We start from the raw sequence: 17,453 nt of genomic DNA on the forward strand, positions 1-17,453 counted from the left end.
CATCGAGGTGGTCCAGTCGTTCACGATGCCCGGCAGCATTCGCCTCACTTCGCTGCCACCGCTCGCGCTCTACGTGCATTTTCCGTGGTGCGTGCGCAAGTGCCCGTATTGCGATTTCAACTCGCATGAATGGAAGGGCGAACGCTTCCCCGAAGACGATTACCTCGACGCGCTGCGCGCCGATCTCGAGCAGGCGCTGCCGCTCGTGTGGGGCCGCCAGGTGCATACGGTGTTCATCGGCGGCGGGACGCCCAGCCTGCTTTCCGCAGCGGGTCTCGATCGACTGCTTTCGGACGTGCGCGCCCTGCTGCCGCTCGACGCCGACGCCGAAATCACGCTCGAAGCGAATCCAGGCACCTTCGAAGCCGCGAAGTTCGCGCAGTTTCGCGCGAGCGGCGTGAACCGGCTTTCGGTGGGCATCCAGAGCTTCAACGAGGCGCATCTGAAGGCGCTCGGACGCATTCACGACGCGGCGCAGGCGCGCCATGCGGTCGAAGTCGCGGCGAAGACCTTCGACAACTTCAACCTCGACCTGATGTTCGCACTGCCGCAGCAGACGCTCGCCGAATGCGAGGCCGACATCGAGACGGCGCTCTCGTTCAAGCCGCCGCATCTGTCGCTGTATCACCTGACGCTCGAACCGAACACGCTGTTCGCCAAGTTCCCGCCGGCCCTGCCCGACGACGACCAATCCGCCGACATGCAGGACTGGATTCACGAGCGCACATCGGGCGCGGGATACGGACGCTATGAGGTCTCGGCTTACGCACAGCCGGATCGCCAATGCCGGCACAACCTCAACTACTGGCGCTTCGGCGACTATCTCGGGATCGGCGCGGGCGCGCATACGAAACTCTCGTTTCCGAACCGGATCGTGCGCCAGGCGCGCTACAAGCATCCCGCGACCTTCATCGAGCAGGCGCGCGCCGGCACGCCGGTCCAGGAAGAGCACGAAGTCAGCGCGCGCGATTTGCCGTTCGAGTTCATGCTCAACGCGCTGCGGCTCGTGGAAGGATTTCCGGTGCATCGTTTCATCGAGCGCACGGGACTGCCGATCACGACGATCGAACCGGCGCTGCAGGAAGCCGAGCGGCGCGGGCTCATCACGCGCGATTATGAAAAGATCGCGCCGACCGAGTTGGGGCAGCGCTTCCTCAACGACTTGCAGGCGATGTTCCTGAAAGACCCGCACTGAGGTCGACGCAGATCGACTGGGCGACTGCCGCCGCGTGTGGGTTTCGGGTTACAATGCGCGGCTCCGGAGGTGTGGCAGAGTGGTTGAATGCACCGGTCTTGAAAACCGGCGAAGGGGTAACCCTTCCGTGAGTTCGAATCTCACCGCCTCCGCCAATTCGTGAAACCTGGCGCGTCTCAGCGCCAGCGTGTCGTCAAGATGCCGGCCGCCAGGCCGAAGCGCCACTGATCAACGAGATACCCGCCCCTGCGCTACGCGAAAATGCGTGGTCGACATCGCACCATGAATAATCAGGACTGCGAGTTATTTTGCGCTGGCGAATCATGCTCGTGCCGAGCGCATCGACACGCCAATCGCAATTAAAGGGTCAAACCCAAAAACCGGTTCAGCCAATTGCGCTCAATTCACTAGGTGAAAACCCTAACCATGAGGTAAAATCCTACCCATTGAGATGGGAAAGATCGCCATGCCGCACCAATACCAACTGCTCGAAAAATTCGCGTTTTCGCTCGTCGTCCTGTTCGCCGTGATGTGCTCCAGCTACATCGCGTGGGAAAGCTCGCCCAACCTGCGTGACAACTTCCAGGTCGGCAAGGAGCTGTTCCTGAAGAGCGGCGAATACTCGTACGCCTGCGCAACGACCGCGGCCGATCCCTGCGCGCAGTTCCCGGTCGAATAAGCAGCCTCGAACACCCGCCGTTTCGCACGTCCCGTGACTACGCGGGACAGTTCTGATTGCTTCCCGCTGCGTATCGTCTAAGCTCGATTCAGGTTCCGCTTCCGAGCTTGTTCGACATGCTCATCCGCGTCCAGTGGTCTTGCGGTTCGTCCGCACACAGCGCCTCCCTCGCACGGCGCCTCGGTCTGGTTTTGCTGCTCGCGATGCTCGGGTGCCTCGGCGCCTGCACGATCACGCCGCCGCCCAGGCCGCTTCTCGTCATCCCCCCCGCGGCGATCAACAGCGCCACACTCGACGACTACCGCACCACGGTCGCAAAACACATCGTCGAGCACAACCCGTCCTACGTTCTGCACGGCGCGCCCCAGGCCATGCTGCGCTCCCTCGTGGTCGTGTCGTTCACGGTCAATCGCAATGGCCAGATCGTGAAGTCGTCGGTTTACCGGACCAACGGCGACGACGAAGCCGAAGCCACCGCCCTCGCAACGTTGCGCCGCGCCGCGCCGCTGCCGCCGCCGCCGGGCGGCCTGCTCAATTCCGCGGGCCAGCTCGAGATGTTCGAGGACTGGCTCTTCAACGACAACGGCAAGTTCCAGTTGCGCACGCTCGCCTCGCCGCAGGCGCAGAACTACCAGTGACCCACGCGCTTCGCGCCGATGCCTGATGCGCGAGCTTGCTTACGCCCGCCTTGCTGCACGGCGCGCACGGTCGTTATAATTTTTCGCTATCCCCAGCCGGCGCCCGCCGGCCATGCCTCTTGCCACGCGCCATCCGCGCGGCCGCGCGAGGCTTCGACCGCGCTTTCGCCCTGTTGCGCCTATCGGCGCGCGCTTTGGCCGGTCAGGAATCAACGCGCACGGCTCGCGCCGTGCGATGCATACTGGCGAAGCGTCGCCGCCTGACGGACGCTGCCGCGGCGTCGAGCGCCAGCTACGCGCCCCGTCACGCTGCGAGCCTGAACAAAGACGCCCGCGCTAGCCCCGCAAGACTCAGGCGCGAGCGCGTCACAACGACTGGAGACCCCTGGATGTCCACCTCACCCATTTCGCCCGCGCGCGCCGATCAGGCAGACGCAGCGAAGCAGCAAAGCACCGCGCGTGTGATCTTTGCGAGCTTTATCGGCACCGCAATCGAGTTCTACGACTTCTATGTGTACGCAACGGCCGCCGCGCTCGTGATCGGCCCCGTGTTCTTCCCGCACGGTTCGGCCACGGCGCAGGCGCTCTCGGCGTTCGTCACCTTCGGCATCGCGTTCGTCGCGCGGCCGATCGGCTCGTTCATCTTCGGCCACTTCGGCGACCGTATCGGCCGTAAATCGACGCTGGTGGCGTCGCTGCTCGTCATGGGCCTGTCCACCACGCTGATCGGCTTCCTGCCCGGCTATGACGCGATTGGCAGCCTCGCGCCGATCCTGCTGTGCATCCTGCGCTTCGGCCAGGGCATCGGCCTGGGCGGCGAATGGGGCGGCGCCGCCCTCCTCGCGACGGAATACGCGCCGCAAGGCAAGCGCGGCTGGTTCGGTATGTTCCCGCAGCTCGGGCCGTCGGTGGGCTTCCTCGCCTCGAATGGCCTGTTCTTCGGCCTCGCCTCGACGCTCTCCGACCAGCAGTTCCGCGACTGGGGCTGGCGCGTGCCGTTCATCGTCTCGGCGGTGCTCGTCGCGCTCGGTCTGTACGTGCGCCTGAAGATCGCCGAAACGCCCGCCTTCAAGGCCGCCGTCGAGCGCGAGGAACGCGTCAAGGTGCCGGTCGCGACGCTGCTCTCGCAGTACTGGTGGCCGACGCTGCTCGGCGCGCTCGCCATGGTCGTGTGCTACACGCTCTTCTACAACGCCACGGTGTTCTCGCTCTCGCACGGCGTGACGGCGCTGCACATTCCGCGCCCGACCTTCCTCGGCATGCTGTGCATCGCGGTGGTGTTCATGGGCATCGCCACGCCGATCTCGGCCTGGCTGTCCGACCGCTTCGGCCGCAAGCCCGTGCTGATCGTCGGCTGCATTCTGGCGATTCTCTCGGGCTTCACGATGGAGCCGCTGCTCGGCAGCGGTGCGACGCCGCTCGTGCTGCTCTTCCTCGTGATCCAGCTGTTCCTGATGGGCGCCACGTTCGCGCCGATGGGCGCGCTGTTGCCCGAGCTGTTTCCGACCAGCGTGCGCTACACGGGCGCGGGCGTGGCGTACAACCTGGGCGGCATTCTCGGCGCATCGGTTGCGCCGTATATCGCGCAGGTGCTGGCCGCGCGCGGCGGACTCTCGTGGGTCGGCGCGTATGTGTCGATCGCCGCCTGCGTGAGCCTGTTCGGCGTCCTGTGCATGCGCGAGACGCGCCATACGTCGCTCTCGTAACGCATCGCCGCATCAATAAAAAAAGCGGAGGCCGCCTGGCGGTCTCCGCTTTTTTTATGCCCTTTTTGATCGCTTTGGGTACGCGCGATGCGTGTCTATACTCGAATCAACAAGCGGGGAGCGATCTCCTGGGGGAGCCGACGATGAACCTGCATCTGAGCAACGCCGACATTGTTCTGATCATCGCCCTCGCCCTGGGCATCTCGCTCCTGCTGGCGTTTCGACTGCGCACCGCGACCTGGCGTGCGGTCCTGCTCGAAGCGCTGGCGGCGAACGCCGCGGCAATTGCCGCGGTCGTCGCGATTGAAATGCTGCTTGCCTGAAGGCCGCCGTGCCGCGGGTACCGCTGGTGCGGCACCGTCCGGCGGCGATCAGCGGTAATAGTAGCCGTGATGGTAGCCGCCGCCGTAGTAGCCGCCGGCCGGCACCACGACGCAGCCGCCCAGCGAAGCCGCGAGCAATGCGCCGGCGATGAGGGTAAGCGTCAATCGTTTCACAGTGGTCTCTCCCTTCAAGTCAGTGTCTGTGTCCGGCCACGCGATATCGGGCTGGACGGTTACGATTGAACACGACGGCGAAGGCATGAGGCGTTGCAATTTGTAAGCAGCGGTGTGGCCCGTGTAACAGCATCGGCGCGCAAAGCCTTTCGCATGCGCTGCGAGGCGCGCGCCTGCAATACAAGCACGACACTTTTAACAAGCTCGTAATGGGAAACGGCGGGGAAAGCACGGCGCAACGCGCGTGCCGCCCCGCGAAAACTCAAGCGGCGTGAACGCGCGACGACTGCGTAGACGCGCCGCCGTCGCGCGCCGGGTAGATGCGATCGACCGCATCGATCGCCACCTGCACGGGCGGCACGTGATGGCCGTCGCCGATCGAGATCGAGCGATTGGGCGCACGCACGCCGCTGTGTTCGGCGTCGGTCGAAACGAAGACCATCACGGTCGGCTTGAGGAGCGCGTGCGAGAGATGCACGAAGCCCGTGTCGGTGCCGACCACGAGCGCGCAATCCTCGATGCGCTGTGCGACCTGGGAAACCGTGAGGCGCGGCAGCACCGTCGCGCCCGGGATGAGCGCCGCGATCTCGCGCGCCGTGGCGAGCTCGTTATCGGAACCCCACGGCAGTTCGATGCGCAGGCCACGGGCGATCAGCGCATTGCCCAGTTCGCCCCAATGCGCGACCGGCCACTTCTTCTCGTCTTTCGAAGTCGCGTGAAAGAGCAGCGCCGTGGGCGCATCCGGCGCGGGCAGCGCGGTGCCGTCGCGCGGCACGCGCATCTGGAATTCGGGCGGCGTGTCGACCGTGTAGCCGAGCGCCTCGCCCGCGCTGATGCGCATGCCGTGCCACGCATCGCACTTCGGACGCGGCCCGAAGCGGCCGTTGTACGCGAAGGCCGCGCCGCGTTCGCCGAGGTCCTGCGAGAGATAGCCGAAGCGGCGCCGCCCCCGCGCGAGAAACGCGATGATCGCGCTCTTGTACACGCCGTGAATGTCGACGATCGCGTCGTAGCGGTAGGCGCGCAACTCGGAAATCGACGCCCAGATCGCCTTGAAATCGCTCCAGCGGCGCGCCTTCTTGAAGCGGCGCAGCGGCGCGCAGAGCACGCGGTCGACGCCGGCGTTCCAGCGCACGATATCGGCAAAGGCCTCGTCCGCGGCCCAGTCGACCTTGACGCCGGGGAACGCGCGCTGCACGTCGGCCACGACCGGAAGCGCCTCGACGATGTCGCCGAGCGAAGTCACTTTGACAATCAAAACTCGTTTCATTGTGCTGCGGACCACAGGGCCCGATATTCCAGTCTTCAAGGGATTAGCCGGGATTTTAGCGGACGAACCTTGCGCCGGCCTGCGAATCGGCGATCCTGGATGAGCGAAATCTGTCCCTTTGTTACCGAAGCCGCACGGGGCATCGACAATGCACGCCGCAAAACGCGCCGGGCCCGACACGCCAATGCGCACCGGGCCCGGTCGGGACGATCCGTCGAGGGATCGATAAAAGCGGTCGACGATTAGTACACGACGACCGGCGCGGGTCTCACGTACATGGGCCGCGCCGGCACGACGATGCAGCCCGCCAGCATAAGCGCGAGCACGGCCGCCGCGAGCAGTTTTTTACTCATGATAGGGCTCCCCTCAGGCTTGAACGATCAGGCAGCCCAGTGGCCTTCGACCCAGCGCCAGTTCGGGCCGTGGGCGATCCAGTGGCCCGGCACCCAGTGATAGCCGACACGCTCAGCCTGCCAGTGGCCCCTCATCCACACGTACTGTCCGTGGTCCCAGCGCCAGTGGCCCTTGTCCCACATGTAGCCCACGCGCGGCGCCGGCACGACTTCCACGCGTTCGGCAGGCGGCGGCGCACTCGGCTCGACCACGACGATTTCGGCAAGCGCCGGCGCCGCGACCGCGCAGGTGCCGGCAGCAACGATCGCGGCCTTGGCGATGAAGAGGCGAATGGAGTTGTTCATGTTGATCACCCTTGAATGTGGACGCCATGATTGGCGTTACCCGATCAATGCGCGAGCACGGGGTTGCGCTGACAGCGGCGGTGTAACGGCGCGGGGTGAAGTGAAACGGAATATTTCGGTAAGGCAGGCGAGCGGGCCGAAGCGCGGCGCGCGAGAGAGGAAGGCGCGAAGGAACAACGAAGCGATACGACGAACGACGCGCGCAGCGCAGCGGCTGCGCGCGTGGAAACTCAAGCCTGCGGAATCTCGATCTTGACTTCGAGCACTTCGAGGTCGTCCTGACGTTCGAGGCTCACGCGAATGTCTTCATCGGAGATCTTCACGTACTTCGAGATCACCGCGACCAGTTCGCGTTGCAGGGCCGGCAGATAGTCGGCGGGCGGATGGCCGCCTGCGCGCTCGTGAGCAATGATGAGCTGCAGGCGTTCCTTCGCTACCGAGGCGGATTTCTTCTTCTCGCCGAGAAAAAACGAAAGAAACGACATGACGTTCGCCTCCCTTACTTGCTACCGAAGAGGCGCTGCAAGAGGCCCGGCTTCTGGTAATCGGTGAAGCGAAGCGACTTGTCCTCGCCGAGAAAGCGCGACACGACGTCCTTGTACGACTCGGCGACGTCGGTGCCGTCCAGATGCACTGCCGGCAGACCCTGATTCGATGCGTGCAGCACCGCTTCCGATTCGGGAATCACGCCGATCAGTTCGATGCGCAGGATTTCCTGAATGTCGTTCAGCGAGAGCATCTCGCCTTCGCTCACGCGCTTCGGGTTGTAGCGGGTGATGAGCAGGTGCTCCTTGATCGGGTCCTTGCCTTCGATCGCGCGCTTGGTCTTCGACGACAGCATGCCGAGGATCCGGTCCGAGTCGCGCACGGAAGACACTTCCGGATTCGTCACGATGAGCGCTTCGTCGGCGAAGTGCATCGCGAGCAGCGCGCCCGACTCGATGCCCGCGGGCGAATCGCACACGATGTACTCGAAGTCCATCTTGCGCAGGTCCTCGATCACCTTCTCCACGCCTTCTTTCGTGAGCGCGTCTTTATCGCGCGTTTGCGAGGCCGGCAGGATGAAGAGGTTTTCGCACTTCTTGTCCTTGATGAGCGCCTGATTGAGGTTCGCCTCACCCTGGATCACGTTGATCAGGTCGTACACGACGCGGCGCTCGCAACCCATGATGAGGTCGAGATTGCGCAGGCCCACGTCGAAGTCGATGACCGCGGTCTTGTGGCCGCGCAACGCGAGGCCCGATGCGAAACTCGCGCTCGTGGTCGTTTTACCGACACCACCTTTGCCCGAAGTCACCACAATGATTTTTGCCATTCCCTTACCTTGCGTTCGTCAGTTTCTCAGTTTGGTCTCATCGCGTGCCGCTCATGCCCCTGCTCGCCTGCGCACGACGTTCGAGCTGCGACTCAGGTGAGCCTCAACGGTTCGATCAACAGCTTTTCTTCCTCGAGCCGGATCTGGGCCGGCTTGCCCCGCACGTCGTCGGCGAGTGGAACTTCAGTGGTACGGTAGATGCCCGCAATCGAAATCAGTTCCGCCTCGAGGCTCGTGCAGAAAATGCGTGCGTCGTGGTTGCCGTGCACGCCCGCGAGCGCGCGACCGCGCAGCGGCGCGTAAATGTGGATGTTGCCCTCGGCGATCACTTCCGCACCGTTGGAAACGAGGCCGAGCACGACCACGTCGCCCTTCGCGTAAATGCGCTGGCCCGAGCGCAGCGGCCGGTCGATCACGAGCGTGGGTTCCGCGCGCGCGCCCGATGCGCCGGCGTCGAGCGCCGCCGCCGCGTTGACCGTTGCCGCCGCGCCCGCTTCGGCGGCGGCCGGGTCCGTTTCGGTGGTAAAGAGTTCGGGCTGTGCAGCGGTGGCTTGCGGCGCGGCCGAGGCGGCGGCAGATGCGGCGGCCGAAGCATTCGATGCCTCGCCTTCGCCTGCGCCTTCTTCGGCGGCCTGCTTCGCGCCCGCGCCGCGGCGGTCGCGGGCCTCGAGGAACGGCAGGCCTGCCGCAGCGGCCCAGCCGTGCTGTTCAGGTTGCGCAACCACGCCGACCGGGCGCATGCGCACGCTTTCGAGCAGACGCGCGATGTCGCCGAGTGCGACCTGCTCGCCGTCGGCGAGACGCCGCACGTCGATCGCGACGGTGTCGTTGGCGAAGAATTCGGGCGTCGCCTCGAAGCGCCGCGTGAGTTCGGCGCGCATGGCATCGAGCTCGGTCGTCTTGACCACGAACAGAAGCGTATCGACTGAACCGCTCTTCAGTTCAAAATATGGCGATTTCCTGGGCGACATGGCGTTCGGCTAAAAATTTTGCGTATTTTACAGGCGCGGACGCACACGGCCATTATTTTTAATGGTGTATTCGGCCAAATTCGCTGCCAGATACGCAACAACACGCATCAACAAAAATGGCGCGAAAAAGCGCGCGAAGCGCGAGTGCGCCGCGCGTGCACAGACGATCTGGTTCGGTGTGACGTGCGGAGGGAAGCAAAATGCGCGCGCAGCGGCGCGAACGCGGGGCGTTACGGCGAGGAAGCGGACTTCGTCTGCTCGCCGAGCGGCCGCATGAGCAGCGTTTCCCACTGCTCGGGCTGCTGCTGGCTGCGCGCGTGGTCGCCGGTGGCGACGAAGCCGAGGCGCTCGTAGAAGCGCATGGCCGTGGTGTTCGTGTCGGTGATCCAGGCGTAGACCTGCGTGGCGCCTTCGCTCACGAGCCAGTCGATGGCGCTGTTCAGCAGCAGTTCGCCGCCGCTCAGATGACGCACCGCAGGCGCGACCCACAGCGCCGAGACGAACGCGCGGCGCGCCGGCGCACTTTCGAAGCTCGCGCCGATCAGGCCGGCCGGATGGCCCTCGGTATAGAGAATGAACGACGTGCCCGTGTGCGAAACCGCATGCCGGGCCGCCGCGGCGTCGAAAACGGCGGCATCGGCGGATAGCGCGTCTTCGAGCGTGTCGCCGAATGCATAAGGCGCGTCGCGCAGCGAAGCTGTTCGAAGCTCGCGGAGCACGGCACCCTGATCGGCGGCGATACGGCGAACGGTCAGTGACGGACTCATGCAGTCGTAAACCCCAATAAAGCGCTAACGCGTAGCTTTAACCGAACTGGCTTGAGAGTCAAATCCTTATTTGACAATTGCCGGCACGCGACGCCCTGCGCGCGAGCCTTGACAGACGGCCCCAGAGGCCGCACAGCCACGCTCACGGGGCCTCGTAGGCGCCTGTGCCGTCCGGCCAGGGCGTGAGGAGTTCGTAGCCGTCGTCGGTGACCGCGACCATGTGTTCCCACTGCGCCGAGAGCGAGCGGTCCTTCGTGACGACCGTCCAGCCGTCGCGCTGCACCGACGTGCCGGCGCGGCCCGCGTTGACCATCGGCTCGATCGTGAAGACCATGCCCGGCTTCAGGCGCACGCCCTGCCCCGGCTGGCCGTAGTGCAGCACCTGCGGTTCCTCGTGGTAGACCTTGCCGATGCCGTGGCCGCAATACTCGCGCACGATCGAAAAGCCGTCCGCCTGGGCGCGCTTCTGGATCGCGTTGCCGACATCGCCGAGCGTCGCCCCCGGCTTCACCTGGCGGATGCCCGCGAGCATCGCCTCGTAGGTCGTGTCGATCAGCTGGCGGCCGACCGTGCTCGGCGTGCCGACGCAGTACATGCGACTCGTGTCCCCGAAATAGCCGTCCTTGATCACGGCCACGTCGATGTTGATGATGTCGCCGTCCTTGAGCACCTCGCCGCGATCGGGAATGCCGTGGCAGACCACGGAATTGACGGACGTGCAGATCGTCTTCGGAAAGCCGAGGTAGCCGACATTGGCCGGCACGGCCTTGAGCGTGTTGACGATGTAGTCGTTGCAGATCGCGTCGAGGTCGTCGGTGGAGACGCCCGGCTTCACGTGCTCGCCGATCATCGCGAGCACGTCGGCGGCGAGCCGGCCCGAAATGCGCAGGCGGGCGAGATCGTCGGCAGACTTGTAGGTGATAGGCATCGATGGACCGAAGTGGGCGCGGCGGTGGCAGAGAACCCTGCGCCGCAAATTCAAAGGAGCGATTGTACCGGCGCTGCGGCGTCGCTAGCGCAGCAACCCGCAAACCATGTCATCCCGATGACGCCGGACGCGGAATTTTCAGAGATCTCCGATTGTTCGAGCACAAGCCGCCGTCAAGAATGAGAAATATCTTACATCGCGAGCAGGCAGTCCGATCATGACCCCAAGTAATCCCGCCCCCAGCCCCTCCACGCCGAACGCGGCACCCAACATCCTGATCGCGCTGCCCACTTACGACAACGCCGTGCATTTCGACTTCGCCATGGCCCTCACGCGCCTCATGGAAGCGCTCAAGGAACGCGGCATCCGCTACGAGTACATCCATACGGCCTCGTCACACATCATCCGCGCGCGCAATTTCTTTGCGAATTATTTTTTGAGCCATCGCGAGTTCAGCCATCTCCTCTTTCTCGATACGGACATGGACTTCTCGCGCGCAGCGGTTCTGCGCCTGCTCGCCGGCGACAAGCCCGTGGCCGGCATGGCCTGCCCGTACCGCTATTTCGACCGGGAAAAGCGCATCACGAGCGCCGACGTGGGGCTCACGCTGCGCGAATGGCAGGAAAAGACAGTGGACTACAACACGGCGATCCTTGCGGATGAAGCGGGCCGCAGTGCCGTGTCCGACGGCTGGGCCGAAGTGAGCCACGTCGGCACGGGCATCTTCCTCGTGCGGCGCGACGCGCTGGAGGCGATCGCGCCGCATACGGCACTTTACCGGCCGCCCGCGCAGTACGCGGGCTACCTGCCGGACGGCAAGTTCCACGCGTTCTTCGACACCGTTGGCGAGAAAGGCGTGTACCTCTCGGAAGATCTATCGTTTTGCCGGCGCGTGCGCGCGGCGGGCAAGTCGGTGTGGGCGCTCATCGACGAGAAGATCGTGCATCACGGAGGATCGTCGATCTCGGGCACCTACCTGCATGCGCTGGAGATGCGCGGCCACCTGCGCAAGTGAAAATGCGCTCCGGCGCTAGAGCACGCCGAAACGCGCGCGGAAAAGCAAAAACCCCTGCAGCGGTCAAGCATGCAGGGGTTTTCTGAATTTGGCGGAGAGGGTGGGATTCGAACCCACGGTACGGGGAAACCGTACGCCTGATTTCGAGTCAGGTACATTCGACCACTCTGCCACCTCTCCGGTGTACTGCTTTTTTACTGCCTCCCCGGTGTTGGTCGGCAACCGGAGAAGCGAAGATTATAGAACATTTTTTGAGTTCTGCAAGCCCTCTTGTGCAAAAAGTTTCGAGGGCAAGCAAATCTCCCGCGCTCAGGCCGACGCTTCGAGACGCGCCACGCCGCCCATATACGGCCGCAGCACCTCCGGCACGGTGACCGAGCCGTCCGCTTCCTGATAGTTCTCCAGCACGGCAACCAGCGTGCGGCCCACGGCGAGGCCCGAGCCGTTGAGCGTGTGCACGAGTTCCGGCTTGCCCTGCGCGTTGCGATAGCGCGCCTGCATGCGGCGCGCCTGGAACGCTTCCGTGTTCGAGCAGCTCGAAATTTCACGATAGGTGTTCTGCGCGGGCAGCCAGACTTCGAGGTCGTAGGTCTTGGTGGCCGAAAAGCCCATGTCGCCCGTGCACAGCGTGATGACGCGATACGGCAGGCCGAGCTTCTGCAGGATGGTTTCCGCGTGGACGACCATCTGCTCGAGCGCGTCGTACGACGTTTCGGGCGCAACGATCTGCACCATCTCGACCTTGTCGAACTGGTGCTGACGGATCATGCCGCGCGTGTCGCGGCCATACGAACCGGCTTCCGAACGGAAGCACGGCGAGTGCGCCGTGAGCTTGATCGGCAGCGCGCTGCCTTCCACGATGCTCTCGCGCACCGTGTTCGTGAGCGAGATTTCCGAGGTCGAAATGAGGTACTGCGTGACCGTGTTCTCGCCGCCGCCCTTTTCCACGCGGAACATGTCGTCGGCGAACTTGGGCAGCTGGCCCGTGCCGTACAGGATTTCCGGGTTGACGATGTAGGGCGTGTACGTTTCCGTGTAGCCGTGGTGGAGCGTGTGCGTGTCGATCATGAACTGCGCGAGCGCGCGGTGCAGGCGCGCGATCTGGCCGCGCAGCATCGTGAAGCGCGCGCCCGAGAGCTTCGCGCCCGTCTCGAAGTCCAGACCCAGCGGCGTGCCGACGTCCACGTGATCCTTCACCTCGAAGTCGAACGCGCGCGGCGTGCCCCAGCGGCGCACTTCCACGTTGTCGGCCTCGTCCTTGCCCGCGGGCACGCTTTCGTGCGGCAGGTTCGGTACGCCGAGCAGCAGGTCCGAGAGCTTCGACTGGATCTCGTCGAGCTTGGCGGCCGACGTCTTCATCTCGTCGCCGATGCCGCCCACTTCGGCCATGACCGCCGAGGTGTCCTCGCCGCGGCCTTTCATCGCGCCGATCTGCTTCGACAGGCTGTTGCGGCGCGCCTGGAGCTCTTCGGTGCGGGTCTGGATGGCGCGGCGTTCCGCTTCGAGCGCGGAAAAGGCCGCGACGTCGAGGGTGTAGCCGCGGTCGGCGAGGCGCTTCGCGACGCCGTCGAGGTCTTTGCGCAGCAGCTGGATGTCGAGCATGGGATTGTGAGACGCAGTGTCGTTGTGTGAAGGGACGATTTTAGCGCACCGGCCGGGCCATCCCGGCGCGGCGGGCATCGCCGTTGTTCATGGCGATTCAGCCCTTGCGCTTCCTCTCGCGGAGTTCCTCGCGGTGCTCCTCGCGCCATTGCGCGTCGAGGTCGGCCAGACGCGCGAGCTTTTCGCCGATCTTGCCTTCGAGCCCGCGCGGCGTGGGCTGATACCAGCGCGGCTCGCGCATGCCGTCGGGCAGATAGGTCTCGCCGGCCGCGTAGGCGTCGGGTTCGTCGTGCGCGTAGCGGTATTCGTGGCCGTAGCCCAGCTCCTTCATCAGCTTGGTCGGCGCGTTGCGCAGATGGATCGGCACCGCGCGCGACTGGTCCTTGCTCACGAAGCGCCGCGCCTCGTTATAGGCGTTGTAGCCCGCGTTCGACTTCGGCGCGACGGCCAGATAGATCACGGCCTGCGCGAGCGCGAGTTCGCCTTCGGGCGAACCGAGGCGCTCGTAGGTCTCGGCGGCGTCGAGCGTGATGCGTCCGGCGCGCGGATCGGCGAGGCCAATGTCCTCCCACGCCATGCGCACGATGCGCCGCGCGAGATAACGCGGGTCCGCGCCGCCGTCGAGCATGCGGCAGAACCAGTAGAGCGCGCCGTCCGGGTTGCTGCCGCGCACCGACTTGTGCAGCGCGCTGATCTGGTCGTAGAACGCGTCGCCGCCCTTGTCGAAGCGGCGCAGGTTTTCCGCCAGCGCGCTGCCGAGCAGTTCGCCGTCGATCTCGGTTTTCTTTTGTTGAGCGGCCGCGCGTGCAACGATTTCGAGGTTGTTCAGGAGCTTGCGCCCGTCGCCGTCGGCGGAACCGATCAACGCCTTTTTCGCTTCGTCGGTGAAGGTCAGGCCGCCCAGTTCCTCGCTCGCACGGGCGAGCAGTTCGCCCTGCTCTTCCTCGTCGAGGCTCTTCAGCACGTACACGGCGGCGCGGGACAGCAATGCGCTGTTCACCTCGAACGACGGGTTTTCCGTCGTCGCGCCGATGAACACGAAGAGGCCCGACTCCACATGCGGCAGGAAGGCGTCTTGCTGGCTCTTGTTGAAGCGATGGACCTCGTCGACGAACACGAGCGTCTGGTGGCCACGCGCGCGATGCAGCTGCGCCTGCTCCACGGCCTCGCGGATGTCCTTCACGCCCGAGAGCACCGCCGAGAGCGCGATGAATTCGGCGTGGAAGGCATCGGCCATGAGGCGCGCGAGCGTGGTCTTGCCCACGCCCGGCGGCCCCCAGAGGATCATCGAATGCGCTTCGCCGGACTCGAACGCGACGCGCAGCGGCTTGTTGGGCCCGAGCAGATGCTTCTGGCCGATGACCTCGTCGATGGAGCGCGGGCGCAGCCGTTCGGCGAGCGGGACGTTGGCACGGGTTTCTTCAAACATGACGTTTTCGCGATAATGACGGCTTTCCGGCTGGCCGCACGTGTGTGGCAAATTCGGTGGCAGATTCGGGGACACAGCGCCCGACACCACAAAACGGCCCGCCGCACCGGATGCAGTCGTGCATTATGACAGCGTGCGCGGCGGCGCGAAGCGCGGGCAGAGCCGCTCGAGCCGAAGCACCCGGACAAAACAGACAAAACACACGATACAGAGGAAAGCGTTCCACATGACTCAAGATTCGCACGCCGGCGAGGCCGGCTCCACCTACGCGCCGAACGTGCCCGTGCCCGACGCGCGCCGCCAGTTCCGCACCGGCGACGCCTTCGCGCTGTGGTTCTCGCTCGGCATCGGCCTGCTCGTCGCGCAGGCGGGCGCGCTGCTCGTGCCGGGCCTGTCGCTGCCCCACGCGCTCATGGCCATCGTCATCGGCAGTGTGATCGGCGTCGTGCTGCTCGCGCTCGCGGGCGTGATCGGCACGGACACGGGCCTCGCCGCCATGTCGTCGCTGCGCCCGACGCTCGGCGTGCGCGGCGTGTCGGTGCCGGCCGTCATCAACATGGTGCAGCTCGTGGGCTGGGGCTCGTTCGAGATCATCGTGATGCGCGATTCCGCCGATGCGCTCGCCAAACAAGCCTTCGGCCTGTCGATGCCGCTCGTCTGGACCGTGATCTTCGGCGTGCTCGCCACGCTGCTCGCCGTGAGCGGCCCGCTCTCGTTCGTGCGGCGTTTCCTGCGCACGTGGGGCATCTGGCTGCTGCTCGCGGGCGCGGCCTGGCTGACGTGGAGCCTGCTCGTGAAACAGGACCTGGGCGCGCTGATGCGCCGCCCCGGCACGGGCGAAATGCCGTTTGGCAGCGCCATCGACCTCGTGGTGGCGATGCCGCTCTCGTGGCTGCCGCTGATCGCCGACTACACGCGTTTTGGCCGCAAGGCGGGCGAAACCTTCCGCGGCACGCTGTTCGGCTATGGCATCGCGAACCTGTGGTTCTATGCGCTCGGCGCCATCTATGGCCTCGCCGCGGGCGGCGGCGACGCGCTCCTCACCACGGCGCTCGCGCAGGCCGGCGGCGGCCTCGCGCTGCTGCTCGTGCTGATCGACGAAATCGACAACGCCTTCGCCGATATCCACTCGGCCGCGGTCTCGACCGGCACGTTCTGGACGCGCGCCAGCGTGCCCTGGCTCTCGGCGGCGTTCGGCGCGCTGTGCACGCTGATCGGCCTCGTCGTGCCGATGGCGAAGTACGAGAACTTCCTGCTCTTCATCGGCTCGGTGTTCGCGCCGCTCTTTGGCGTGGTGCTCGCCGATCACTTCATCGTGCGCCGCCGCCGCATCGACACCCAGGCCCTCGCCGATCTGAATGGCGCCTATGGCTATTCGGGCGGCTGGCACGTGAGCGCGTTCGTCGCGTGGGTGGTTGGTTTCGGCGCGTATCAGGCACTCAACCAGTGGCTGCCGAATCTCGGCGCGACGCTGCCTTCGCTCGTGATCGGCGCGCTGTGCTATCTCGTGCTCGCGGGGCGCCGGCGCGCGGCTTACGCGTAACCCGCCTTACTTCTGTCGGACAATAAAAAACGCCAGGCTTCGCAGCCTGGCGTTTTTGCTTCTGGCGACGTGCGAAACGTCACTCGCAGTGGCCGCAGCCGCCGTGCGAATGACCGTGATGGTCGTGATGAGCGTGGTCGTCGGCGGGCAGATGCTGCGCGGCCTGCGCCGTGATGCCCAGACGCTGCAGCAGCCTGCGGTCGGCTTCCGCCTGCGGGTTGCTCGTGGTGAGCAGCTGGTCGCCGTAGAAAATCGAGTTCGCGCCCGCCATGAAGCACAGCGCCTGGAGCGCGTCGTCCATCTGCTCGCGGCCCGCCGAGAGGCGCACCATCGCGGTGGGCATCGTGATGCGCGCCACCGCGATCGTGCGCACGAATTCGAACGGGTCGATCGGTTCCGTGCCTTCGAGCGGCGTGCCCGTGACCTGCACGAGATTGTTGATGGGCACCGACTCCGGATACGGCTCCATGTTCGCGAGCTGGGCGATCAGGCCTGCACGCTCGCGGCGCGATTCGCCCATGCCGACGATGCCGCCGCAGCACACGTTGATGCCCGCGTCGCGCACGCGCTCGAGCGTCTCGAGGCGGTCCTCGTAGGTGCGCGTCGAAATGATCTTGCCGTAGAACTCCGGCGACGTATCGAGGTTATGGTTGTAGTAGTCGAGGCCCGCGTCGGCCAGCGCCTTCGCCTGGTGATCTTCGAGCATGCCGAGCGTCACGCAGGTTTCGAGACCCATCGCCTTGACGCCGCGGATCATGTCCTTGATCGGCTCGAGGTGGCGATCCTTCGGGTTGCGCCACGCCGCGCCCATGCAAAAGCGCGTCGCGCCGTTCGCCTTGGCCGCGCGCGCCGCGTCCAGCACGGCGCCGACTTCCATCAGCTTGCCGGCTTCCAGTTCCGTGTCGTGATGCGCCGATTGCGGGCAGTACGCGCAGTCTTCCTCGCAGCCGCCGGTCTTGATCGAGAGGAGCGTGGAGAGCTGCACGGCGTTCGCGTCGAAATGCTCGCGATGCACCTGCTGCGCGCGGAACATCAGGTCGTTGAACGGCAGTTCGTAGAGCGCGGCGACGTCGGCGACTTTCCAGCGTGCGGCGGCTTCGGCGGCTGCCTGGGCGCTCGGCGCGGTGGCCTTGAGCGTTGTGATGTCGATGTGGGTTTGCGTCATGGTGTCTGGGTCCTTCTTTACGTGACTGTGCTTGA

The 17,453-nt window shown here is 65.3% G+C and carries 18 protein-coding genes and 2 tRNA genes; 8 read left to right on the forward strand and 12 right to left on the reverse strand.

Annotation, left to right across the window (positions count from 1 at the left end; translation table 11 throughout):
* The first annotated feature begins 25 nt into the window (after window positions 1-25).
* The 6 genes from hemW (at window position 26) to AB4Y35_RS16760 (ending at window position 4,541) form a co-directional block, all read left to right on the forward strand.
* Entirely contained in the window at window positions 26-1,195 is a 1,170-nt protein-coding gene (gene hemW / locus AB4Y35_RS16735; protein ID WP_368705425.1) for a radical SAM family heme chaperone HemW, read from the forward strand.
* Between the two features lie 65 nt (window positions 1,196-1,260).
* Window positions 1,261-1,350, forward strand: a tRNA-Ser gene (locus tag AB4Y35_RS16740).
* Window positions 1,351-1,661: 311 nt separating this feature from the next.
* Window positions 1,662-1,874: a hypothetical protein gene (locus AB4Y35_RS16745; RefSeq protein ID WP_028205175.1), complete on the forward strand. Its 213-nt coding sequence runs from the start codon at window positions 1,662-1,664 to the stop codon at window positions 1,872-1,874.
* 203 nt (window positions 1,875-2,077) lie between these two features.
* A complete protein-coding gene (locus AB4Y35_RS16750; RefSeq protein ID WP_256094568.1) occupies window positions 2,078-2,512 on the forward strand; it encodes a TonB family protein in 435 nt (144 codons plus the stop codon).
* A 389-nt stretch (window positions 2,513-2,901) separates the two neighbouring features.
* A complete protein-coding gene (locus AB4Y35_RS16755) occupies window positions 2,902-4,218 on the forward strand; it encodes an MFS transporter (protein WP_110388028.1) in 1,317 nt (438 codons plus the stop codon).
* A gap of 143 nt (window positions 4,219-4,361) precedes the next feature.
* Window positions 4,362-4,541: a hypothetical protein gene (locus tag AB4Y35_RS16760; protein ID WP_368705134.1), complete on the forward strand. Its 180-nt coding sequence runs from the start codon at window positions 4,362-4,364 to the stop codon at window positions 4,539-4,541.
* Between the two features lie 48 nt (window positions 4,542-4,589).
* On the opposite strand, the gene AB4Y35_RS16765 is transcribed toward AB4Y35_RS16760, so the two are convergent.
* The 8 genes from AB4Y35_RS16765 to map all read right to left on the reverse strand — a co-directional run bounded on the left by AB4Y35_RS16765 (window position 4,590) and on the right by map (window position 10,664).
* On the reverse strand, window positions 4,590-4,715 hold the full coding sequence (locus tag AB4Y35_RS16765; protein WP_256094537.1) for a hypothetical protein: 126 nt from the start codon (window positions 4,713-4,715) through the stop codon (window positions 4,590-4,592).
* A 262-nt stretch (window positions 4,716-4,977) separates the two neighbouring features.
* Window positions 4,978-5,985: a lipopolysaccharide heptosyltransferase I gene (gene waaC, locus AB4Y35_RS16770; protein WP_368705135.1), complete on the reverse strand. Its 1,008-nt coding sequence runs from the start codon at window positions 5,983-5,985 to the stop codon at window positions 4,978-4,980.
* A 380-nt stretch (window positions 5,986-6,365) separates the two neighbouring features.
* Entirely contained in the window at window positions 6,366-6,683 is a 318-nt protein-coding gene (locus AB4Y35_RS16775; RefSeq protein WP_368705136.1) for a YXWGXW repeat-containing protein, read from the reverse strand.
* A gap of 230 nt (window positions 6,684-6,913) precedes the next feature.
* On the reverse strand, window positions 6,914-7,168 hold the full coding sequence (minE, locus tag AB4Y35_RS16780; RefSeq protein ID WP_027795398.1) for a cell division topological specificity factor MinE: 255 nt from the start codon (window positions 7,166-7,168) through the stop codon (window positions 6,914-6,916).
* A gap of 14 nt (window positions 7,169-7,182) precedes the next feature.
* Entirely contained in the window at window positions 7,183-7,998 is an 816-nt protein-coding gene (gene minD, locus AB4Y35_RS16785) for a septum site-determining protein MinD (protein ID WP_042260914.1), read from the reverse strand.
* A 92-nt stretch (window positions 7,999-8,090) separates the two neighbouring features.
* Entirely contained in the window at window positions 8,091-8,969 is an 879-nt protein-coding gene (gene minC, locus AB4Y35_RS16790) for a septum site-determining protein MinC (protein ID WP_368705137.1), read from the reverse strand.
* A 230-nt stretch (window positions 8,970-9,199) separates the two neighbouring features.
* Window positions 9,200-9,736, reverse strand: coding sequence for a GNAT family N-acetyltransferase (locus tag AB4Y35_RS16795; protein WP_324160424.1), 537 nt, complete (start codon window positions 9,734-9,736; stop codon window positions 9,200-9,202).
* A 142-nt stretch (window positions 9,737-9,878) separates the two neighbouring features.
* Window positions 9,879-10,664, reverse strand: coding sequence for a type I methionyl aminopeptidase (gene map / locus AB4Y35_RS16800; RefSeq protein ID WP_368705138.1), 786 nt, complete (start codon window positions 10,662-10,664; stop codon window positions 9,879-9,881).
* Window positions 10,665-10,881: 217 nt separating this feature from the next.
* On the opposite strand from map, the gene AB4Y35_RS16805 reads away from it, so the two are divergent.
* Window positions 10,882-11,679 (forward strand): glycosyltransferase family 2 protein, encoded by a 798-nt coding sequence (locus AB4Y35_RS16805; RefSeq protein WP_368705139.1) that lies wholly within the window; start codon window positions 10,882-10,884, stop codon window positions 11,677-11,679.
* An 89-nt stretch (window positions 11,680-11,768) separates the two neighbouring features.
* On the opposite strand, the gene AB4Y35_RS16810 is transcribed toward AB4Y35_RS16805, so the two are convergent.
* The 3 genes from AB4Y35_RS16810 to AB4Y35_RS16820 all read right to left on the reverse strand — a co-directional run bounded on the left by AB4Y35_RS16810 (window position 11,769) and on the right by AB4Y35_RS16820 (window position 14,710).
* Window positions 11,769-11,859 (reverse strand) — tRNA-Ser (locus AB4Y35_RS16810).
* A gap of 129 nt (window positions 11,860-11,988) precedes the next feature.
* Window positions 11,989-13,281: a serine--tRNA ligase gene (serS, locus tag AB4Y35_RS16815; RefSeq protein ID WP_321929999.1), complete on the reverse strand. Its 1,293-nt coding sequence runs from the start codon at window positions 13,279-13,281 to the stop codon at window positions 11,989-11,991.
* A 97-nt stretch (window positions 13,282-13,378) separates the two neighbouring features.
* Window positions 13,379-14,710: a replication-associated recombination protein A gene (locus AB4Y35_RS16820; protein ID WP_368705140.1), complete on the reverse strand. Its 1,332-nt coding sequence runs from the start codon at window positions 14,708-14,710 to the stop codon at window positions 13,379-13,381.
* A gap of 226 nt (window positions 14,711-14,936) precedes the next feature.
* Between AB4Y35_RS16820 and cytX the strand changes: the two genes are divergently transcribed.
* Window positions 14,937-16,253, forward strand: coding sequence for a putative hydroxymethylpyrimidine transporter CytX (gene cytX / locus AB4Y35_RS16825; protein WP_368687740.1), 1,317 nt, complete (start codon window positions 14,937-14,939; stop codon window positions 16,251-16,253).
* A gap of 79 nt (window positions 16,254-16,332) precedes the next feature.
* On the opposite strand, the gene bioB is transcribed toward cytX, so the two are convergent.
* On the reverse strand, window positions 16,333-17,418 hold the full coding sequence (gene bioB, locus AB4Y35_RS16830) for a biotin synthase BioB (RefSeq protein WP_368687739.1): 1,086 nt from the start codon (window positions 17,416-17,418) through the stop codon (window positions 16,333-16,335).
* Window positions 17,419-17,453: the final 35 nt, after the last annotated feature.

Source organism: Paraburkholderia sp. EG286A (genome assembly GCF_040965375.1).
Taxonomy (GTDB): Bacteria; Pseudomonadota; Gammaproteobacteria; order Burkholderiales; family Burkholderiaceae; genus Paraburkholderia.